This window comes from Prosthecobacter gellanilyticus, assembly GCF_007992435.1.
GTDB classification, from domain to species: Bacteria; Verrucomicrobiota; Verrucomicrobiia; order Verrucomicrobiales; family Verrucomicrobiaceae; genus Prosthecobacter; species Prosthecobacter gellanilyticus.
This window is the reverse complement of sequence record NZ_BKAG01000049.1, coordinates 13,803-29,696: the sequence shown is the minus strand read 5'-3', so window position 1 is coordinate 29,696 and position 15,894 is coordinate 13,803. Positions and strand designations below refer to the sequence as shown.

The following is a 15,894-nucleotide window of genomic DNA, read 5'->3' as shown; positions in this document are numbered from 1 at the left end:
CCATCTGTGATATGAAGCCTGCCGCACATGTCTTCAAAACCACCCTGCTCGCCACGGCGCTCGCCCTGGTCGGCACTGGCTGTGGCGACCCTGAAAAAGAAGCCCGCCTGAAGTGGCGGGAGGAGGAGGTGAATGCCAAGGAGGCGGACGTGATTCGCCGCGAGTCCGAGATCACCAAGCAGAAGCAGATCATCGAAGGCCAGCGCCTGGACCTGGTCTCGCGTGAGCAGACCGTGGAGATGCTGAAGAAGCAACTCAGTGAAGAGGTGGAGAAGACGAAGCGCGTGCGCCGTGAGGTGGAGATCAAGCAACTGCGCGGCCCCATCCCTCTCGTCACGGCGGATCGTGTGATCGTCATTGATCCCACCTCGGATGAGATCCTTTGGGAGAAGAACTCCGACAAGCAGGGCGCGATCGCCAGCACCACGAAGCTGATGACCGCGCTGATTGTGGTCGAGACCGGTGATCTGGACAAGATCATCACCGTGGAGCAGAGCGACACACAGTGCGCGCCCGTGCGTCTCGGCATCAAGGCGGGTGAGCAGTACACACGCCGCCAGTTGCTGAGCGCGGTGCTGGTGAAGAGCTCCAACGACATCGCGCAAGCACTGGCCCGCGACAATGCGGGCAGTGTGGAAGCCTTTGTGGCCAAGATGAATGCGAAGTGCAAAGAACTCGGCCTGGCCAACAGCCACTACCGCAATCCGCATGGTCTGCCGACCAAGGATGGTGACGAGCCTTTCTCCACGGCGCGTGAGCTGAGCGTGATCGCCAAGGCTTGTGACAAGCTGCCGGACGTCCGCAAGATCGTGAAGATGACCAGCTACACCTTCAAGTGGCCGAACGGCAAGACCACGGAGCTGTCCAACACGAACCGTGTGCTGCGCAGCGCTGGCTACTGTGATGGTATGAAAACTGGTTATACCGATGCCGCAGGCTACTGCCTTGTAGCCAGTGGTGAGCGCAATGGCAGGCGCCGCATCGTGGTGGTGCTAAATGACACCGAGGGCGGAGTCTGGCGTGATGCGCAGGCGCTGCTGGACTGGGCTCTGAAGGCGTAACCGGAAGTGTGGGGAAGTCGCCCCGCGACTCCCTCACGCCTTGGGATCGGTCATCTCATCCTTCTTCACCGGTCGTGAGGCCCCGGTTCCAGGCATGGCGCTGAAGAAAAAGTAACGCGGGGAACGCAGCATGTCTCCGACCTCGCGCGTGGCGGCGCGATGCAGATACCCATCCATCTTGTCCCGGGCCAAGGACCATTTGGCGAGGTGCTTTTCCAGGAAGCGACGGACGCTGGCGTTGGCTTTGAACTCGGTGCTCATCGTCCCGAGGTTCAACAGCAAGATGACGAGGCACATGGCCAAAAGGGCCATCATGGCAAAGCGTGGCGGAAACTTGAGCAGGATCATGGCGCCGACGGCAATCACCGCGGCCAATGTGGGTGCATAGCGCGTGAGCTTGATCACGGACTGGCGCCACTTCAGCTCGCCCAAGGCCTCGCCTTCCTGCGCGGCGTGACCGGCCTCATGCAGGGCCACGGTCCAGGCGGCCATGGTGGTGCCCTTAGCGACTTCACGATTCAGAAACAGGCGACGGCGCGAGGGATCGAAGTAGTTCGTGACCACGCCGTTGTGCTCAATGATCTCGACATCGCTGATGCCTTCGAAATTGAAGAACAGCTGCGCCATCTCAGCACCCGTGTGCGCGGTGGGCACGCGCTCTTTCGAGCCCTGCTGCCACATGTCCTCGTAGCGCCCTGAAGCCCAGCGGCAGATGCCGATGCAGACGACGAGAAGCAGAATAGGAATGACAAGCATGCGAGATGATACGGGAGGAACGCGCTCGATCTAGATCGAGGTGAAGATCAAGACCACATTCCCGGCTTCAAGAAACCGATGGGCAGACTGCTGGAGTTCACGTTGTAGAAGTGGCTGATGTTTGGCAGCACGGTGCTCATGCTGGCCGCAGGCACGCCGAACCAGCGCAGCAGTTCCGCGAAGAACTGGTCCACGCTGGTGGTCGGGATGAGGCGGCCGCCATAGCCGGTGTCATCATTGCTCTCGAGCGCCAGATTCGGGAAGGTGCCGTAGATACGGCCACCCTGCACAGGGCCGCCCATGACCATGGCATTGCCACCCCAGGCATGATCAGTGCCGCGGCCATTGCTGCGCAGCGTGCGGCCGAAGTCAGACGCGGTGAAGGTGACCACGCTGTCCTGCAGGCCGAGCTGCTCGATGGCGCGCTGGAAGGCGAAGACGGCATCATCCAGCGTGTCCAGCATCTCCTCCTGGGAGTCGAGAAGCTCCAGGTGATGATCCCAACCTGGATGACTGATGAAGATGGTCTGACGATGCAAGCCCAGTGCCTGACGCAGCGCGATCATCTTCGCCGCCGCGAGGAAGTTATCGCCTATCCAATTATTGGCAGGAAAGAGGCCCGTGATGGCACTGGCGTTGTAGTTGTTAAACTGCTGGAGGAAGAACTCCTGGAGCTCGATGCTGCTTTTGGTTAGCTGCGCATAGGACTGCTGCATCATGTTCCCATAAGTCTGCTCGATGATGCTCTTGTGCGCGGCATTCTTCAGGCGCAGCGGGTGCGTGGCACTCAGCTGATCCTCACCGGAGAGACGCAGCGCACCGCTGTTCGTGACGACGAACTGCGTGGTGTTGTTCCCCACCTGGAAGAGATTGTTTCCCGCCAGCGAGATGTTCATGGCGATGCTGGTGGAACCATTCGCCGTGGTGTGCATGAGGTCCGCCAGACGACCGCCCCAGCCGCTGAGTTGTGAAAGGCCCTGCGGCACGGAGGTTTGCCACTGGTCCACCTGATCGCTATGCGAGTAGAGAGACTTCGGCAGCGGCACGCTTTCCGCCAGATACTGCGCTTTGGTCACTGGCTCGATGAGAGTGCCTACATTGGTCAGGAAGGCAGCGCGGCGTTTGTTCGTGTCACCACCGAGGCCATTGAAGAGCTGCTGGATGCCCGTGCAGCTCGGGTGGATGCCGTAGAGCTGGCCATCGCCACCGCTTTGGTTCAGCGGCAGGACCTGGCCGCTGCCCAGCGCCAGATTTCCACGCGTGGCGGAGTAGATGCCATGGCGGGTCGCATCACGTGGCACCAGCCAGTTGTAGCTGTCCATGCCGCCGTGGAGGAAGAAGCAGACGAGCGTCTTGTAGTCAGACACCGGCGCCTGCGCGGCGGCCTTCCCTGCCATCTGCAGATTCAGCAGCGTGTTCATCATGGGGATGCTGCTCACGGCGGAGCAGGCACTCTGGCCGAGGAACCGCCGGCGGGTGGACTGGGGGGACTTCATAGCGAAATGAATATGCCCTCATCCTGCCGCATCAGCCAGCACGAGTCGAGCCCCCGCCCAAAAATTGAGGCGCGAACCGTTGCCGGTCCGCGCCTCTCTTGGGGAGTGACGTGATGCTGTCACCCCTAGATACGCACCAAAGTAGTATATGGTCGTCACCGGTGTTCACCCCAGTTTTGGGGAGGAGGCATCTCGAGGGAGAGCGGAGGCATATGGGCGAAAACTGTTATGAAGCAGCGAGACCCGCAGCACCAGCCAAAGAATTTTGCTTTCGATCAAAGGTGCGAAAACAACCGGCTCTCAGAACGAGCGCCGAAGCTACATGAAGCACATCCATGCTGCTGTGAACCACATGAGGTGAAGTAACGGTGATGAGCCTGCGGCACTCCGCTGACAAGGAGCGTGTGTTTCGAAGATGGCGTTCGGCAATCAGTCTGGAGGAAACTAGCAGTCGCAACGCCGTGAGACACTGGGAGTAATCATCTCTGCTCAGGACAAGATCCATCTGGAGGGCATGAAGCCGATTTTCTGCCTCGAAGACGACCAAGGAAGACGTGATATGCGGTTCGCGTGCACTCATGAGCCACTGGCAGGCTTTTCGATAGTGCCCATCTTTGAGCACCAGAGAAAGCAGACCGCTGGTATCCCAAAATTGCATCGACTATTCTCGGTCACGTGCAACACGCACGATCTTGGCTGCGTCGAGATCCCGATGCGCGGCGAGTCTGTCACCTACGGTAGCAATCCACTGCTCCGCAGTGAGCTTGGAACGTTGACGTTTAGGCCCAGGCGTCGGGATCTCTTGAGGCTCCAGGATAGCGACAGTTTGACCGGACGTCGTTATGCGAAGCCGCTTCCCGGCTCGAATGGCCCGGACTACAGGCAAAGGTAGTTTTTCAAGACCGACAGTGCTCATGGGAACATGATGTCTGATTATCCAGCTTTGGCAATTGGCAATATGCGTGTGATGTAGCGGCGGCATACGATCCACCGTGTGATCTCATCAAACACGCGCACCGGCAGGTGCGCGAGAAATCGGCGATCTCACCCATGACCTGCTCTTCGGTGATTTCTCGCGCTCTTCCAGAGCGCAGGCCTGGCAAGGTGCGGTGCTTTGGTTATTCCGGGGGTTCTCACTCGCTACGCTCACTTCACCCCCGGCTACCAGCTTGCGAGCCTCCGGCTCGCGATTCATGCCCACAAAAAAGCCGCTGGGGTCACCAGCGGCCTCGTTGTTGATTTTATTCTTCGTTAGACGAATGCAGATCAGGCGGCAGGAGCCTCGGCACCGGCCTTGGCGGCTTCGTCCTTCTCCTTCATGGCGGCCTTGCGGCTCATCTTCACCTTGCCCTTGTCATCGATGCCGATGCACTTGGCGGTGACCATGTCGCCCACTTTCACGACGTCCTCGGTCTTGTTGACGCGGAAGTCGGCGAGTTCGCTGATGTGGATCAGGCCGTCCTTGTTGCCGAAGAGGCGCATGAAGGCACCGAAGTTCGTCGTGCTGACGACCTTGCCGGTGTAAAGCTTGCCCACTTCGACCTCGGCGGACACGCCGCTGATCATCTCCAGAGCGCGCTCCAGGCCTTCCTTGCGGGAGGCGTAGACATACACGGTGCCGTCATCTTCGATGCTGATCTCAGCGCCGGACTCGGCCTGGATGCCCTTGATGTTCTTGCCGCCAGGACCGATGAGCTCACCGATCTTGTCTGGGTTGATCTTCACGATCTCGATGCGAGGAGCGTGCGGGCTCAGAGGCTTCACTTCAGCGATGGCCTGGGCCATGGCGCCGAGCACTTCCGTGCGGCCGTTCTTGGCCTTGCCGATGGCTTCCTCGAGGATGCTCAGAGGGATGCCAGGAAGCTTGAGGTCCAGCTGGTAGCCGGTCACACCTTCAGAGGTGCCGCAAAGCTTGAAGTCCATGTCACCGAAATGGTCCTCGGAACCGAGGATGTCCATCATGGTGAGGTAGCGCTTCATGCTGTCATTCGCGTCGAACTCAGTGACGAGACCGACGGAGATGCCAGCCACAGGGCGCTTCAGAGGCACGCCTGCGTCCATGAGGGCCATGACGCCGGAGCACACGGAGGCCATGGAGGTGGAGCCGTTGGAGGCCATGACTTCGCTGGAAACGCGGATGGCGTAAGGGAACACGGACTTCTCAGGGATCACCGGCTCGATGGAGCGCTCGGCAAGAGCGCCGTGACCGATCTCACGACGGTTCTGACCACCGAAGCGGCCGCACTCACCGACGGAGAAGGGAGGGAAGTTGTAGTGAAGGATGAAGCGCTTCGAATCTGGGCCACCTGCGTAGGTGTCCATTTCCTGGGCTTCGTCCGCTGGAGCCAGCGTGGCGATGGAGAGAGCCTGGGTCTCACCACGGGCAAACAGGGCGGAGCCATGAGTGCGTGGGAGCACGGAGACTTCACCGGAAAGATTGCGGATCTTGTCGATGCCACGACCGTCACAGCGGGCAAGCTTGTCCAGGATGGAGATGCGGAAGGCTTTCTTCTGCAGGTAGTCAAAGGCCTGGCCGATGGCGTAACCGGTGGCTTCAGGGAACTTGGCCTTGATGGCGGCTTCCACTTCGTCCTTGAGAGCGCCGATGGCCTTGCCACGGGCGACCTTGCTTGGCTGATAGATGGCGCCTTCGATGCGGTCACCAGCGACCTGGTAGGCCACTTCGAGGAGGTCGTCCTGAACGAGCATGAGGGGCATCACGCGCTTCACCTTGCCAGCGAGGGTGGCGAGCTCTTCCTGGGCCTTCACCAGGCCCTGGATGCTTTCCTGGGCGAAGCGGAGGGCGGCGATGAAGTCAGCCTCAGGCATTTCCTTGGCGGCGCCTTCGATCATGATGACGTCGGTCTTGTTACCCACGTAGACGAGGTCGAGGTCGCTGTAGTCACGCTGGCTGTGCGTCGGGTTCACCACGAACTGGCCATTCACGCGGCCCACGCGCACGGCGCCGATCGGGCCTGCGAAGGGGATGTCAGACACGCAAAGAGCGGCGGAGGCGCCGTTGATGCTGAGAATATCAGAGTCGTTTTCACCGTCCGCGCTGAGGAGGAGGGAGACGATCTGGGTTTCGTAAAGGTAGCCTTTCGGGAAGAGCGGACGCAGAGGGCGGTCCGTCATACGGCAGGTGAGGATTTCCTTCTCAGTCGGGCGGCCTTCGCGCTTGAAGTAGCCGCCGGGGAACTTGCCGGCTGCAGAGGCTTTTTCCTTGTACTCCACAGAGAGGGGGAAGAAGTCGAGACCTTCCTTGATCTTGGTGGCGGAGACGGCGGTGACGATGACGATGGTGTCACCGAGGCGGACGGTCACGGCGCCATCGGCGAGGTGAGCGAGCTTGCCTGTTTCGATTTCGATGTTCCCTGAACCGCAGGGAGCTGTTACTTTATGGATTGCCATAGGTTATGTTTCTTCTTTGTCTTTTTGTTTGGGGGAAAGGCTTCAGCAGAGAGCAGCGGGGCTTGCGGAGCGAGGAGGAGAAGCAGACTTGGGCAGGAAGTGCCGAAAAATGTCTACATGCGATTATGCAGCCAGCAGAACTGGCTGAAATCGGGCTCCAGGCTTTTTGCTCTATGCTATGGCGGCAAGTATGCCGCCAAGCGAAAAGGGGCGATGCGTCGTGGCATCACCCCTTTTGGCGGGAAAGTTTGGATTAGCGGCGCAGACCGAGGGTCTTGATCGACTTCGTGTAGCGATCATTGGCCGTCAGCTTGAGGTAATCAAGCAGCTTCCGGCGGCGGGCAACCATGCGGAGAAGGCCGCGACGGGTGCTGTGGTCCTTGGAATTCGTTGCCAAATGGCCGGTCAGATGATTGATGCGCTCCGTCAGAATAGCGATCTGGACATCGGCGCTGCCGGTGTCTTTGTCGTGAAGTTTGAAGCTGGCGGGGGCGGTGGCGACTTCGCTCATGGTATCTCTTGGGGTAAGGCCGGACAACTTGTCAGGCGGGTTGTTTCAATTTGGAATTGAAGGGCCGCGACGATCCCACTGAAGCGGGATTTGGCAAGGGGTTTTTCACAATGAAAAGGCAGGTTTTAGCGGGTTTTGCACCCCAGTTTCCCCTGGGATAGCAGCCTCACGGCCAATGCTTCACAGGTCCTAACAAACCACAGAGGACCCACGGGCCCTATTTTCAGGCCTGCCGCCTGATTTTCCACACTGGCGCACACGTTACTGTCTAAACCCACCCAACCATGACTCCAGAAGACCAACGCCGGCTCGACGAGTTGTATGCGCGCTTCAGCGAACTCCGCCCGCGATCCATCGGCTACCCGTGCAACCAGACTTTTGATTACGCCCCCCTCTTCCGCTTCCTGGAATTTTCCTCGAACAATCTCGGGGATCCTTTCGCAGGCAGCAACTATCGTTTGAACACCCATCAGTTCGAGCGGGAGGCCGTGGAGCAGTTTGCCCGCTATGCGCAGGCCCCGGAGGGGGACTGGTGGGGGTATGTGACGAATGGCGGTACGGAGGGAAACATGTATGGCCTCTACGTGGCCCGCGAGCTGCACCCGAACGGCATGGTCTACTTCAGCGAGGACACCCACTACTCCGTGGCCAAGATCCTGCGCCTCCAGCACACGCGAAACATCATGATCAAGAGCCAGCCGAACGGCCAGCTGGACTACGATGACCTCCGCGAGACCCTGCGCATCCACCGGGACGTGCCGCCCATCATCTTTGCCAACATCGGCAGCACCATGACCGGCGCGGTGGATGACCTGGCAAAAATCCGCGAGATCCTGGAGGACCTGGCCATCGGAGAGCACTACATCCACGCAGACTGCGCGCTCAGCGGCATGATCTTGCCCTTTGTGGAAAAGCCTCAGCCCTGGAACTTCGCCCATGGCGCGGACAGCATCTCCATCAGCGGGCACAAATTCCTCGGCTGTCCCCTGCCCTGCGGCATCGCTTTGGCGAAAAAGCACAACGTGGACCGCATCGCCCGCAGTGTGGAGTATGTGGGCGCGCTGGACACCACCATCTCCGGCTCGCGCTCCGCCATCACTCCGCTGATGATGTGGTATCGCCTCCGGGAGCTGGGGGACCATGGCATTCGCCAGCTTGTGCAGCGCTGCCTCGGCCTCGCCGTCTATGCGGTGGAAAAGCTGCGTTCCGCGGGCATCGAGGCCTGGAGGCACGATGAAAACTCCGTGACCGTGGTCTTTCCGCGCCCACCGGAAAGCCTGCGGGAGAAGTGGGTCATCGCGCCGAAGAAGAAGATCGGCCACCTCATCACCCTGCCGCCCATGAACGAGGCGGTGATCGATGAGTTCGTGAGTGATTTCACCGCTGCCCTGAAGGCCTAGACCTAACTTATTTTAATTTAAACAGCTTCAAGCATTCCCCTCCCTCTCATGAAACAGATCACCGTCCTCACCCGCCAGGATCCGGATGAGATCACCCGGGTGGCCAGCATCCTCGGAGATGCCGGCATTAACATCGAAGACATCGACGCCGACCGCATCGAGGAGACCGGCACCATCGTCCTCATGGTGGACCAGCTCGATGCCGCCCTGCGTGCCCTCAGTGACGCCAACCTGCGCGCCGTGACTCAAGATGCGCTCGTCATCCGCCTGGAGGACAAACCCGGCGCCCTGGCGACCATCGCCAAGCGTCTGCGTGATGCCGGCATCGACGTCCGCTCCATGCACATCCTGCGGCGGGATGGAAGCCAGTCTCTCGTCAGCCTCGTAGTGTCTGATCAAACAGCCGCCAAGGGCGTGCTGGAGGATGTGATGATGAAAAGTTAGTTCGGCGACTCAGCGGCGCGCGGGCTTTCCAGCCCGCAGAGAGTCGCTGCATCAATCAGGTGGATGAATGCCAATAGCGACCAGGGCTTCACGAAGGTTGACGAGGCCAGGCCGGTTCAAGCGCAAAGCTTCCACCGTCGCCCGTCCGGTCGCTGTGAGGCCAACAAGGCGGCGCGCATCAGGAAGCCATGCGAAATGCTCATGCCACAGATGCTCGCGTGGATGATACAGGGCTGTCATGATGTCAGTCACGGGGTCAGGAGCCCGGGTGCGGACGAACTTGTGATTGTTGCAGCCCTGGCAGGAAAGAGCCAGATTTTCTAACGTGGTAAGGCCGCGTTTGCTGCGCGGACAGATGTGCTCGATGGAGAATCGCTCAGGTGCATAGGCTTCAGGCGTTCGGCAATACTCACAGCGGCCATGCGCCCTGGCACGCACCAGCCTGCGAAGAGCTGCGCCAACTTGTTCAGACATGAACTGGGGGAAGTCTCGGCAGGCCTAAACGCTTCATCATCTCCGGCACGGTCACCTTGCGCAGTGCAGCCAGTTTCACCACGCTCTGCATTCGACGTGCGTGCAGCGTTTCCACTTCATCGGACAGACGCAGCAACTCACGATGTTCAACGGGTGTCAGCGTCCCATTTTTGCGTTTAGTGGTGAGCTTTCGATAGTTCAAACGTTCAGTCGCAGGCAGCGTCGCGTTGATCACCTTGAGGAGCCTGGCCTCGGTAGGTTTCAACGCCCCCTTTTTCACCGCCGTGATGACCTGGAGCTTTCCCATCACCCCTTCGACTTCAGAAACACTCATCTTGGCCAGTTCGCGAAGAATCAGCGCCGGAGTGAGACTAGTTGCGGTCATGGACATGAAAGAAAAATGCAGCCGTAAGCTCAAAACTCAAGCTCCAGCTTTCATTTGAGGCGGAGAGCTGCGTGCGCCGAGACAGGCTTCGCCCTGCCCCGATTTGAATCGCGATGCACGACTGACAAAAAGCGGCCATGCTTGTGAAGCATGGCCGCTGCGGGTTCGGGAGCTTGGTGGATGTCTCAGTTCAGGATCACGCGGCGGACAAGGAGCGGAGGGGAGACATTGGGGTTCTGGCCGCGGATCTGGGTTCCGAAGTCGTTGTCGCGCTGGTCGTCTTCAGTGCGGTTGAAGAAGCCGAGGGTATCTGTGCTGAAGACATCAAAGGGAATCGGGATGCGGACAGTCTGGCCGACCTGGGCATTGGTGGAAGGGTCACGCACGACCATGGAGATTTCATCGGGGTTCGTGGCGGCCATGAAGAACGTGACATTGAACTGGCGGGAGAGGGAGTTGCCACTGAGGAAGGTGTCTTTGAGAGTCATGGTGCCGCTGTTGCCAAGGCCCTGCAGGATCATGCTGCGCTTGCGATCGCCCTGGATGATGCGCCAGTGGCCCTGGGCTCCGCTGACAGCACCCATGAGGTCGAAGCCAGAGAGATCTTCGAGTTCCAGTTCACGACGCGTCGGGGTATTCAGCGCGGTGACAGGACCGCTGGTGGTGGGGCGAGGCAGCGAGGCAAGGATGCGCTCATTCAGCACCGGCACGGGAGCTTCACCGAGGGTGAGAACGCCAGGAGGCGGGCTGGGGGGAAGATAAACGTAGCGCACGTCGAGGGCGATGTTTGGCTCCGTGCTGAAGTTATGAGTGACGAAGCGGGCTTCACGGGCTGGAATGAACTGGCCGGCAGGCAGCAGCTCGGTGGCGCCTTTCTTCACGCTGTCCACGCGGAACTGGGTGAGGTTGATCACGCTGATGCCGCGAGCTCTCAGGGTTGGCGCCACGATGGTGATGGCAGGCTGATCCCGGCGGTCGCCACTGGGGCTCACCAGCGTGGTCACACCGGTGATGGCACCGACGGGCACGTTCACGCGGTAGAGCGTGCTGGTCAGGCGGGTGATCGGGGCGGAAAGCGTGCGGCCGTTGGTGGCCTTGAACTCGAGGCTGCTCATGCTGCCCAGATTCACATCGCCTGTGTGGTTCATCAGCAAAGTCTCGCCACCGGCCACACGGTCCGGCACATACGAGTTGATGCGCGGCACGGTGGGCATGGTGACATTGATGTTGTCTGCCGAGGCCTGGCCTGGGAAGAAGACGCTGGCGGCGAGCAGCGCGGTGGAGAAAAGGGCACTGCGGCGGGTGGTGGTGGAGCCGAGGGAGGTGAGGAGTGTTTTCATGGAAGGAGTGGAGATGAAGTTTTGATATTTTCGGGCACCGGAGCGCCCCCTGTTCACAGCGCTGATGCAGGTCACTTCCGGAACTTGCGGAGATTCGTGAAAAAAGTTTCGGGGGCGTTCCAGACACGCTGAAGCGTGAACAACGTACAGCCGCGAACCGGCCTGGTTTTACCTTCGCTTTACAGACCTGCACTGAGCCGGCCCGCATGCTGAGCGTGGAATCCTTCCATCCTCGCCATGAAACCTATCTACCTCATCGTTGTCCTGGCCGCAGCCACTGCGCTGCTGGCCCAGCAGTCTGTTTCTCCATCAGGCCAGTCCCGGACCCGGCAAACATCGCGTAACACGATCGAACAAGCTCCTGCTGAAAAAGCAGAACCTGCGACGCTGAAACGTCTGGCAGGCAAGGTGCAGGCCAGCACGCCACTGACGCATGCCAACCTCGACGTCTACCTCATCGAAGGTGATGATCTGGCGGACACCACGCAGGTGCTGACGCTGGACGAGGCGATGAGCCTGAAGAAGAAGGGGGTGATGGTGAAGGAGACGGGGCAGGTCAATGAGCTCACCGTGCAGAATCGTGGAGACGACAAGGAGGTCTTCATCATGGCAGGAGACATTGTGAAAGGCGGGCAGCAGGACCGCACACTGGCCAGTGATCTGCCTCTGAAACCGAAGTCTGGCGAGGTGCCGGTGGGTTCCTTCTGCGTGGAGCAGGGACGCTGGAGAAAGCGCGGCGGCGAGAGCGTGAGTGACTTTGGTTCGTCCAAAAATGTGATCGCGAGCAAGGAAGGCAAGATCGCGGTGCGCAAGGCGGCCAATCAGGGCGAGGTGTGGAAATCCGTGGCGGAAACGCAGGAGAAGATCAGCCGCAACATCGGCAAGGATGTGAAGCCTGCCGCCTCTGCGAGCTCCCTGCAGCTCACCCTGGAGGACAAGGACCTCAAAACAAAGATCGGCGCCTTTAAAGACTCCTTGTTAGGCGCTGTGGAGAAATCGCCACGCAGCCTGGGGGTGGTATTTGTCATCAATGGCGAGGTCAACAGCGCGGAGATCTTCGCCGGGCATGATCTCTTCCGCCGTGTGTGGCCAAAGCTGCTGGAGGGCATCGCCGCTGAGGCGATCTCGCTCGCGGATGCGAAGAAGGCCGAGAAGCCTGCGGCGAGTGAAGAGGTGATGAAGTTCATCTCTAAGGCCGAAGAAAGCCCTGCCACGAAAAAGCCGCTTCAGGGCAGCCTCAAACATGTGAGCGCGGAGTCTGATGAAACCTGCCTCTTTGAGACCGCTGACGACAAGAATGATGGGAAGTGGCTGAGGCGGAGCATCATCAAGAAATGAAGCAGGCGGCATAATGATATGCATTCATGCTCATGGCGGTGCACAAGCATCGCCGTGAGCTGCGTTTGCTGAAGACACCATGTCTGATCCCCTGCCCTCACGTCGCTCGTTTCTCCGCACCGCCGCTGCCGCGATACTCGCACCTTCCCTGTCTTCCGTGGCCGCGGAAGGATCGGGAAAGCTCATCGCCTATGTGGGCACCTACACCTCGCCTCTGAAGAACATGCGGTCGACGCAGGTGGATCTGCCGCCAGGGAATGGACGTGGCATTCATCTCTTTGAGATGGATCGCAGCACGGGAAAGTTTTCACCCATCGGTGTGCATGAGATGGGCACGAGCCCGAGTTGTCTGGCGCTGAATCCAGCTCGCACGCATCTTTACTCTGGCAATGAAACGGAGCGCCAGGGTGATGATGAGTCCGGCAGCGTCAGCGCCTTCAAGATCGATCCTGCGACAGGTGAGCTGAAGCCGCTCAACAGCGTGCGCTCCGGTGGCAAAGGCCCGGCGCATCTCACCGTGCATCCGAACGGCAAGTTTGTGCTTGTGGCGAACTACTTTGGCGGCAGCATCGCCGTGCTTCCCATCCAGGCGGACGGCAGCTTGGGCGAGGCCACGGACGTGAAGAAGGACAGCGGCACCGTAGGCCCGACCAAGGCCACGAACGCTGCCCCCGGCAGTTTCGCCTTCAGCGGGCATGACCAGACACACGCGCACATGATCGAGGCCGATCCCTCCGGCAAATGGGTGCTGCACGTGGATCTGGGGCTGGACCAGATCTTTGTTTGGAAGTTTGATGCCGAGAAAGGCAAGCTCACACCCGCTGACACACCTTTCGTTAGTCTTCCGCCGGGTGATGGCCCGCGTCACTTCGCCTTTCATCCGAACGGTAAGTGGCTCTACAGCATCCAGGAGGAAGGCTCGACGGTCGTGCTTTTTGACTTCGATCCGCAGAACGGCCGCCTCACCGCACGCCAGACCATCTCCAGCCTGCCGCCGGGCTATGCGGGCAGCAATTTCTGCTCCGAGATCCTCGTCTCCGCCGACGGCAAGTTCGTCTACGCCGGCAACCGCCTGCACGACAGCATCGGCATCTTCACCGTCGGCGCGGATGGCACGCTAACCTATGTCACTGAAGAATGGACCCACGGCGACTACCCACGCAGTTTCACCTTTGATCCCTCAGGCACCTTCCTGCACTGCTGCAACCAGCGCGCCGACCACATCGCCACCTTCAAGGTGGACAAGGCCAGCGGGAAACTGACGTTCACCGGTCAGTACACACCCGTGGGGAATCCCTCGCAGATTGTGTTTCATGCGCTGGGGGGAAAGAGCTCAGATAAACTGTTAGGCCAATAAAGCCGTGCCTGAAACTGTCTTCTGCTTATCAAGCTTCGCAGTAAGTGCCTTCAACATATCATAATATGATGGCTCAATTTCCGCGGGTTTGATGTCGTTAAACACCAACGACTTAAATTCATGCATCAAGGTATCCAATCCAGCTTTGTCAGTTTGAATGTGTTGCCGAAACCAATTCCTAACGAATCCGAGACGGTCCGATCTGACTGATGCAAAGCTAGGGTAGCTGTCTACTTGAACGTCGTTCCTGTCAGCTATCTTTTTCATCGCCTCCACTAGGGCAATAGGTTTGACATAATCCTCTGCGGTTAATGGCGAGGTTGAATCCAAATCATCGTAGCAAAACCAAGATCCCCAACCATGATACTCTCGTTGCCCTTGCTTTGCCACAGCGTCGCTATCTGAAATAATCAAACACCTGCGGTTAGCCAACTCAAGCAACGGCGTAACATTGCGAATGTCCTTTACACCCTTCGCAAAGCATGAACCGCAAGTCCGAAGGAGCGCCAACTTGCTCTTATGTGAACTGGGCAGCTTTGTAATGGCCACTTTAAAGAGGCGGTGATCTCGCCAGCCTTCAAAAAGCAAATTTATTTCCTTCAACGATTCAAACACTGACCAGCCAAGGGCATTATAAATTACCTCCTCGTCAACTATGTTTGTATGGTTAACCGGTGTAGCAGAAGTGACTTCATCGTCTTTTTTAACAATCAGATGCCGTCCAATATTCTCACGATCAATCATAAAGATCGAATGAGTGCTATATACGACCATGTTCGATTTCGATATCTTGATTAGCTCATCTCTCAAGTATTGCGCGCCAGAAGGATGCAGCCCAATTTCCGGTTCATCATGCAAGTACATGGCACCCTCTAGCGAGTTGGTTTGCACTTTCGCTGAGATCATCAGCAGAAAGGTGAAAAACCGTTTAAAACCATCACTACGACGAGCGAACTCATACACGTTCTCACAGTCCCGGACAAAGGCATCGATTTGATCACCATTCTCCGCAAGTTCTACCTTAATATTCTTCAGATCACGCCACACTTGGCGCATGTGCTTTGTTGTCGATTCGGACACCCTCTCAAGCAGGTTTCGCACTCGACCTCGCTCAATGGCGGTCGTTATTGCTTCTGATGCGTTCTCGAACCCCGCTAAAGCAAACATATGCTTCAGTGGACAACATGAATTCGGATCGGCAACGAAAGTGTCTGTGTCGATTGATGCTGGCAGAAGGTTTCGCTCTGTGTATGACCAAAAAATGACTGGAGGAAGCTTTGCTGGCAACAGGCGTTTGGAACACCGTGCAAACAGGTCGTTGAGCGAGGCAGCTCTAGCTTCGATTAACATATCGTCCGCAGGGATTCCTGTGTCTTCGGCACATCGAAAAATGCCCATACCTCACAAATACCGCAGTCCCGTCCGGAAGAGTTACCGCAGTCTTAGAAAGAGCTTTTGGAACTCCAAATTTTCCAATCAATGTCCACTGATGATCTAATGAGAAGACGGCTGCACCTTTCTCTTCTTCGTTCAGCTTAACTCTCCAAAGCACATCGCGTCGGGCATACGCAAATTGCCTCAATGTGTATTCAACACCTTTGAAGCTGGCAATTTTCGGCCCATCTGGGTCAAAACCCTGAAGATGATTAGCCATTTCACGGCAGATCTCATCACATTCCGAATCATCAAGACGAAACTTAAACAAGATTTTACCCTCTGGCATAGCATCCTCATCTCTCCCTGGTTCGCGAACATCTTTTTTGCTAGCAGGGATATCAGGGTCAAGGTGAGCCAATGCATTCAGGATGTTTGACTTTCCCGACTCATTAATGCCAACAAGAACTCTACACCGAGGTTCGAAGACAAAATCGAGACTTTTTATAGACCTATAGTTACGAATCTCGACTTTTTGAAGCTTCAT

The 15,894-nt window shown here is 58.2% G+C and carries 15 protein-coding genes; 5 read left to right on the top strand and 10 right to left on the bottom strand.

Translation table 11 applies throughout. From position 1 onward, the window contains the following. The first annotated feature begins 11 nt into the window (after nucleotides 1-11). Complete coding sequence (locus tag BGE01nite_RS23475; protein WP_146854318.1) at nucleotides 12-1,061, top strand: D-alanyl-D-alanine carboxypeptidase family protein; 1,050 nt, start codon at nucleotides 12-14, stop codon at nucleotides 1,059-1,061. A 33-nt stretch (nucleotides 1,062-1,094) separates the two neighbouring features. Here BGE01nite_RS23475 and BGE01nite_RS23470 read toward each other — a convergent pair whose 3' ends face one another. From BGE01nite_RS23470 to rpsO, 5 genes are all read right to left on the bottom strand, one after another. Beyond that, entirely contained in the window at nucleotides 1,095-1,817 is a 723-nt protein-coding gene (locus BGE01nite_RS23470) for a zinc metallopeptidase (protein WP_146854316.1), read from the bottom strand. 47 nt (nucleotides 1,818-1,864) lie between these two features. Next, nucleotides 1,865-3,313, bottom strand: coding sequence for a DUF1501 domain-containing protein (locus BGE01nite_RS23465; RefSeq protein WP_146854314.1), 1,449 nt, complete (start codon nucleotides 3,311-3,313; stop codon nucleotides 1,865-1,867). A gap of 226 nt (nucleotides 3,314-3,539) precedes the next feature. Then, a complete protein-coding gene (locus tag BGE01nite_RS29935) occupies nucleotides 3,540-3,971 on the bottom strand; it encodes a PIN domain-containing protein (RefSeq protein ID WP_146854312.1) in 432 nt (143 codons plus the stop codon). Nucleotides 3,972-4,579: 608 nt separating this feature from the next. Further along, nucleotides 4,580-6,724 (bottom strand): polyribonucleotide nucleotidyltransferase, encoded by a 2,145-nt coding sequence (locus BGE01nite_RS23455; protein WP_146854310.1) that lies wholly within the window; start codon nucleotides 6,722-6,724, stop codon nucleotides 4,580-4,582. A gap of 253 nt (nucleotides 6,725-6,977) precedes the next feature. Continuing rightward, nucleotides 6,978-7,235, bottom strand: a complete 258-nt coding sequence (gene rpsO, locus BGE01nite_RS23450) for a 30S ribosomal protein S15 (RefSeq protein WP_146854308.1) — start codon at nucleotides 7,233-7,235, stop codon at nucleotides 6,978-6,980. Between the two features lie 284 nt (nucleotides 7,236-7,519). Between rpsO and BGE01nite_RS23445 the strand changes: the two genes are divergently transcribed. Both BGE01nite_RS23445 and BGE01nite_RS23440 read left to right on the top strand, forming a co-directional pair. Then, on the top strand, nucleotides 7,520-8,635 hold the full coding sequence (locus BGE01nite_RS23445; protein WP_146854306.1) for a histidine decarboxylase: 1,116 nt from the start codon (nucleotides 7,520-7,522) through the stop codon (nucleotides 8,633-8,635). A 48-nt stretch (nucleotides 8,636-8,683) separates the two neighbouring features. Continuing rightward, nucleotides 8,684-9,079 (top strand): ACT domain-containing protein, encoded by a 396-nt coding sequence (locus BGE01nite_RS23440; RefSeq protein WP_146854304.1) that lies wholly within the window; start codon nucleotides 8,684-8,686, stop codon nucleotides 9,077-9,079. 51 nt (nucleotides 9,080-9,130) lie between these two features. Here BGE01nite_RS23440 and BGE01nite_RS23435 read toward each other — a convergent pair whose 3' ends face one another. The 3 genes from BGE01nite_RS23435 to BGE01nite_RS23425 form a co-directional block, all read right to left on the bottom strand. Next, nucleotides 9,131-9,553, bottom strand: a complete 423-nt coding sequence (locus tag BGE01nite_RS23435) for an HNH endonuclease (RefSeq protein ID WP_146854302.1) — start codon at nucleotides 9,551-9,553, stop codon at nucleotides 9,131-9,133. Then, the gene (locus BGE01nite_RS23430; RefSeq protein WP_146854300.1) at nucleotides 9,546-9,944 is read right to left on the bottom strand and encodes a hypothetical protein; all 399 of its coding nucleotides are present in this window, start codon (nucleotides 9,942-9,944) and stop codon (nucleotides 9,546-9,548) included. The genes BGE01nite_RS23435 and BGE01nite_RS23430 overlap by 8 nt, the downstream gene beginning before the upstream one ends. A 179-nt stretch (nucleotides 9,945-10,123) precedes the next feature. After that, nucleotides 10,124-11,278, bottom strand: a complete 1,155-nt coding sequence (locus BGE01nite_RS23425; protein WP_146854298.1) for a hypothetical protein — start codon at nucleotides 11,276-11,278, stop codon at nucleotides 10,124-10,126. Nucleotides 11,279-11,515: 237 nt separating this feature from the next. On the opposite strand from BGE01nite_RS23425, the gene BGE01nite_RS23420 reads away from it, so the two are divergent. Together BGE01nite_RS23420 and BGE01nite_RS23415 are read left to right on the top strand one after the other, a co-directional pair. After that, on the top strand, nucleotides 11,516-12,616 hold the full coding sequence (locus tag BGE01nite_RS23420) for an ARPP-1 family domain-containing protein (RefSeq protein WP_146854296.1): 1,101 nt from the start codon (nucleotides 11,516-11,518) through the stop codon (nucleotides 12,614-12,616). 79 nt (nucleotides 12,617-12,695) lie between these two features. Next, nucleotides 12,696-13,973, top strand: a complete 1,278-nt coding sequence (locus BGE01nite_RS23415; RefSeq protein ID WP_146854294.1) for a lactonase family protein — start codon at nucleotides 12,696-12,698, stop codon at nucleotides 13,971-13,973. On the opposite strand, the gene BGE01nite_RS23410 is transcribed toward BGE01nite_RS23415, so the two are convergent. Both BGE01nite_RS23410 and BGE01nite_RS23405 read right to left on the bottom strand, forming a co-directional pair. After that, nucleotides 13,962-15,323 carry an ATP-dependent nuclease gene (locus BGE01nite_RS23410; protein ID WP_170267005.1) on the bottom strand — a complete coding sequence of 454 codons (1,362 nt, stop codon included), beginning with the start codon at nucleotides 15,321-15,323 and terminating at the stop codon, nucleotides 13,962-13,964. The genes BGE01nite_RS23415 and BGE01nite_RS23410 overlap by 12 nt on opposite strands. Continuing rightward, nucleotides 15,307-15,894: an AAA family ATPase gene (locus BGE01nite_RS23405; RefSeq protein ID WP_146854290.1), complete on the bottom strand. Its 588-nt coding sequence runs from the start codon at nucleotides 15,892-15,894 to the stop codon at nucleotides 15,307-15,309. Before BGE01nite_RS23405 ends, BGE01nite_RS23410 begins: the two co-directional genes overlap by 17 nt.

Coding starts and splice junctions, on each gene's coding strand:
- BGE01nite_RS23475 (WP_146854318.1), top strand. CDS start 12: ATGAAGCCTGCCGCACATGTCTTCAAAACCACCCTGCTCGCCACGGCG.
- BGE01nite_RS23470 (WP_146854316.1), bottom strand. CDS start 1,817: ATGCTTGTCATTCCTATTCTGCTTCTCGTCGTCTGCATCGGCATCTGC.
- BGE01nite_RS23465 (WP_146854314.1), bottom strand. CDS start 3,313: ATGAAGTCCCCCCAGTCCACCCGCCGGCGGTTCCTCGGCCAGAGTGCC.
- BGE01nite_RS29935 (WP_146854312.1), bottom strand. CDS start 3,971: ATGCAATTTTGGGATACCAGCGGTCTGCTTTCTCTGGTGCTCAAAGAT.
- BGE01nite_RS23455 (WP_146854310.1), bottom strand. CDS start 6,724: ATGGCAATCCATAAAGTAACAGCTCCCTGCGGTTCAGGGAACATCGAA.
- rpsO (WP_146854308.1), bottom strand. CDS start 7,235: ATGAGCGAAGTCGCCACCGCCCCCGCCAGCTTCAAACTTCACGACAAA.
- BGE01nite_RS23445 (WP_146854306.1), top strand. CDS start 7,520: ATGACTCCAGAAGACCAACGCCGGCTCGACGAGTTGTATGCGCGCTTC.
- BGE01nite_RS23440 (WP_146854304.1), top strand. CDS start 8,684: ATGAAACAGATCACCGTCCTCACCCGCCAGGATCCGGATGAGATCACC.
- BGE01nite_RS23435 (WP_146854302.1), bottom strand. CDS start 9,553: ATGTCTGAACAAGTTGGCGCAGCTCTTCGCAGGCTGGTGCGTGCCAGG.
- BGE01nite_RS23430 (WP_146854300.1), bottom strand. CDS start 9,944: ATGTCCATGACCGCAACTAGTCTCACTCCGGCGCTGATTCTTCGCGAA.
- BGE01nite_RS23425 (WP_146854298.1), bottom strand. CDS start 11,278: ATGAAAACACTCCTCACCTCCCTCGGCTCCACCACCACCCGCCGCAGT.
- BGE01nite_RS23420 (WP_146854296.1), top strand. CDS start 11,516: ATGAAACCTATCTACCTCATCGTTGTCCTGGCCGCAGCCACTGCGCTG.
- BGE01nite_RS23415 (WP_146854294.1), top strand. CDS start 12,696: ATGTCTGATCCCCTGCCCTCACGTCGCTCGTTTCTCCGCACCGCCGCT.
- BGE01nite_RS23410 (WP_170267005.1), bottom strand. CDS start 15,323: ATGTTAATCGAAGCTAGAGCTGCCTCGCTCAACGACCTGTTTGCACGG.
- BGE01nite_RS23405 (WP_146854290.1), bottom strand. CDS start 15,894: ATGAAGCTTCAAAAAGTCGAGATTCGTAACTATAGGTCTATAAAAAGT.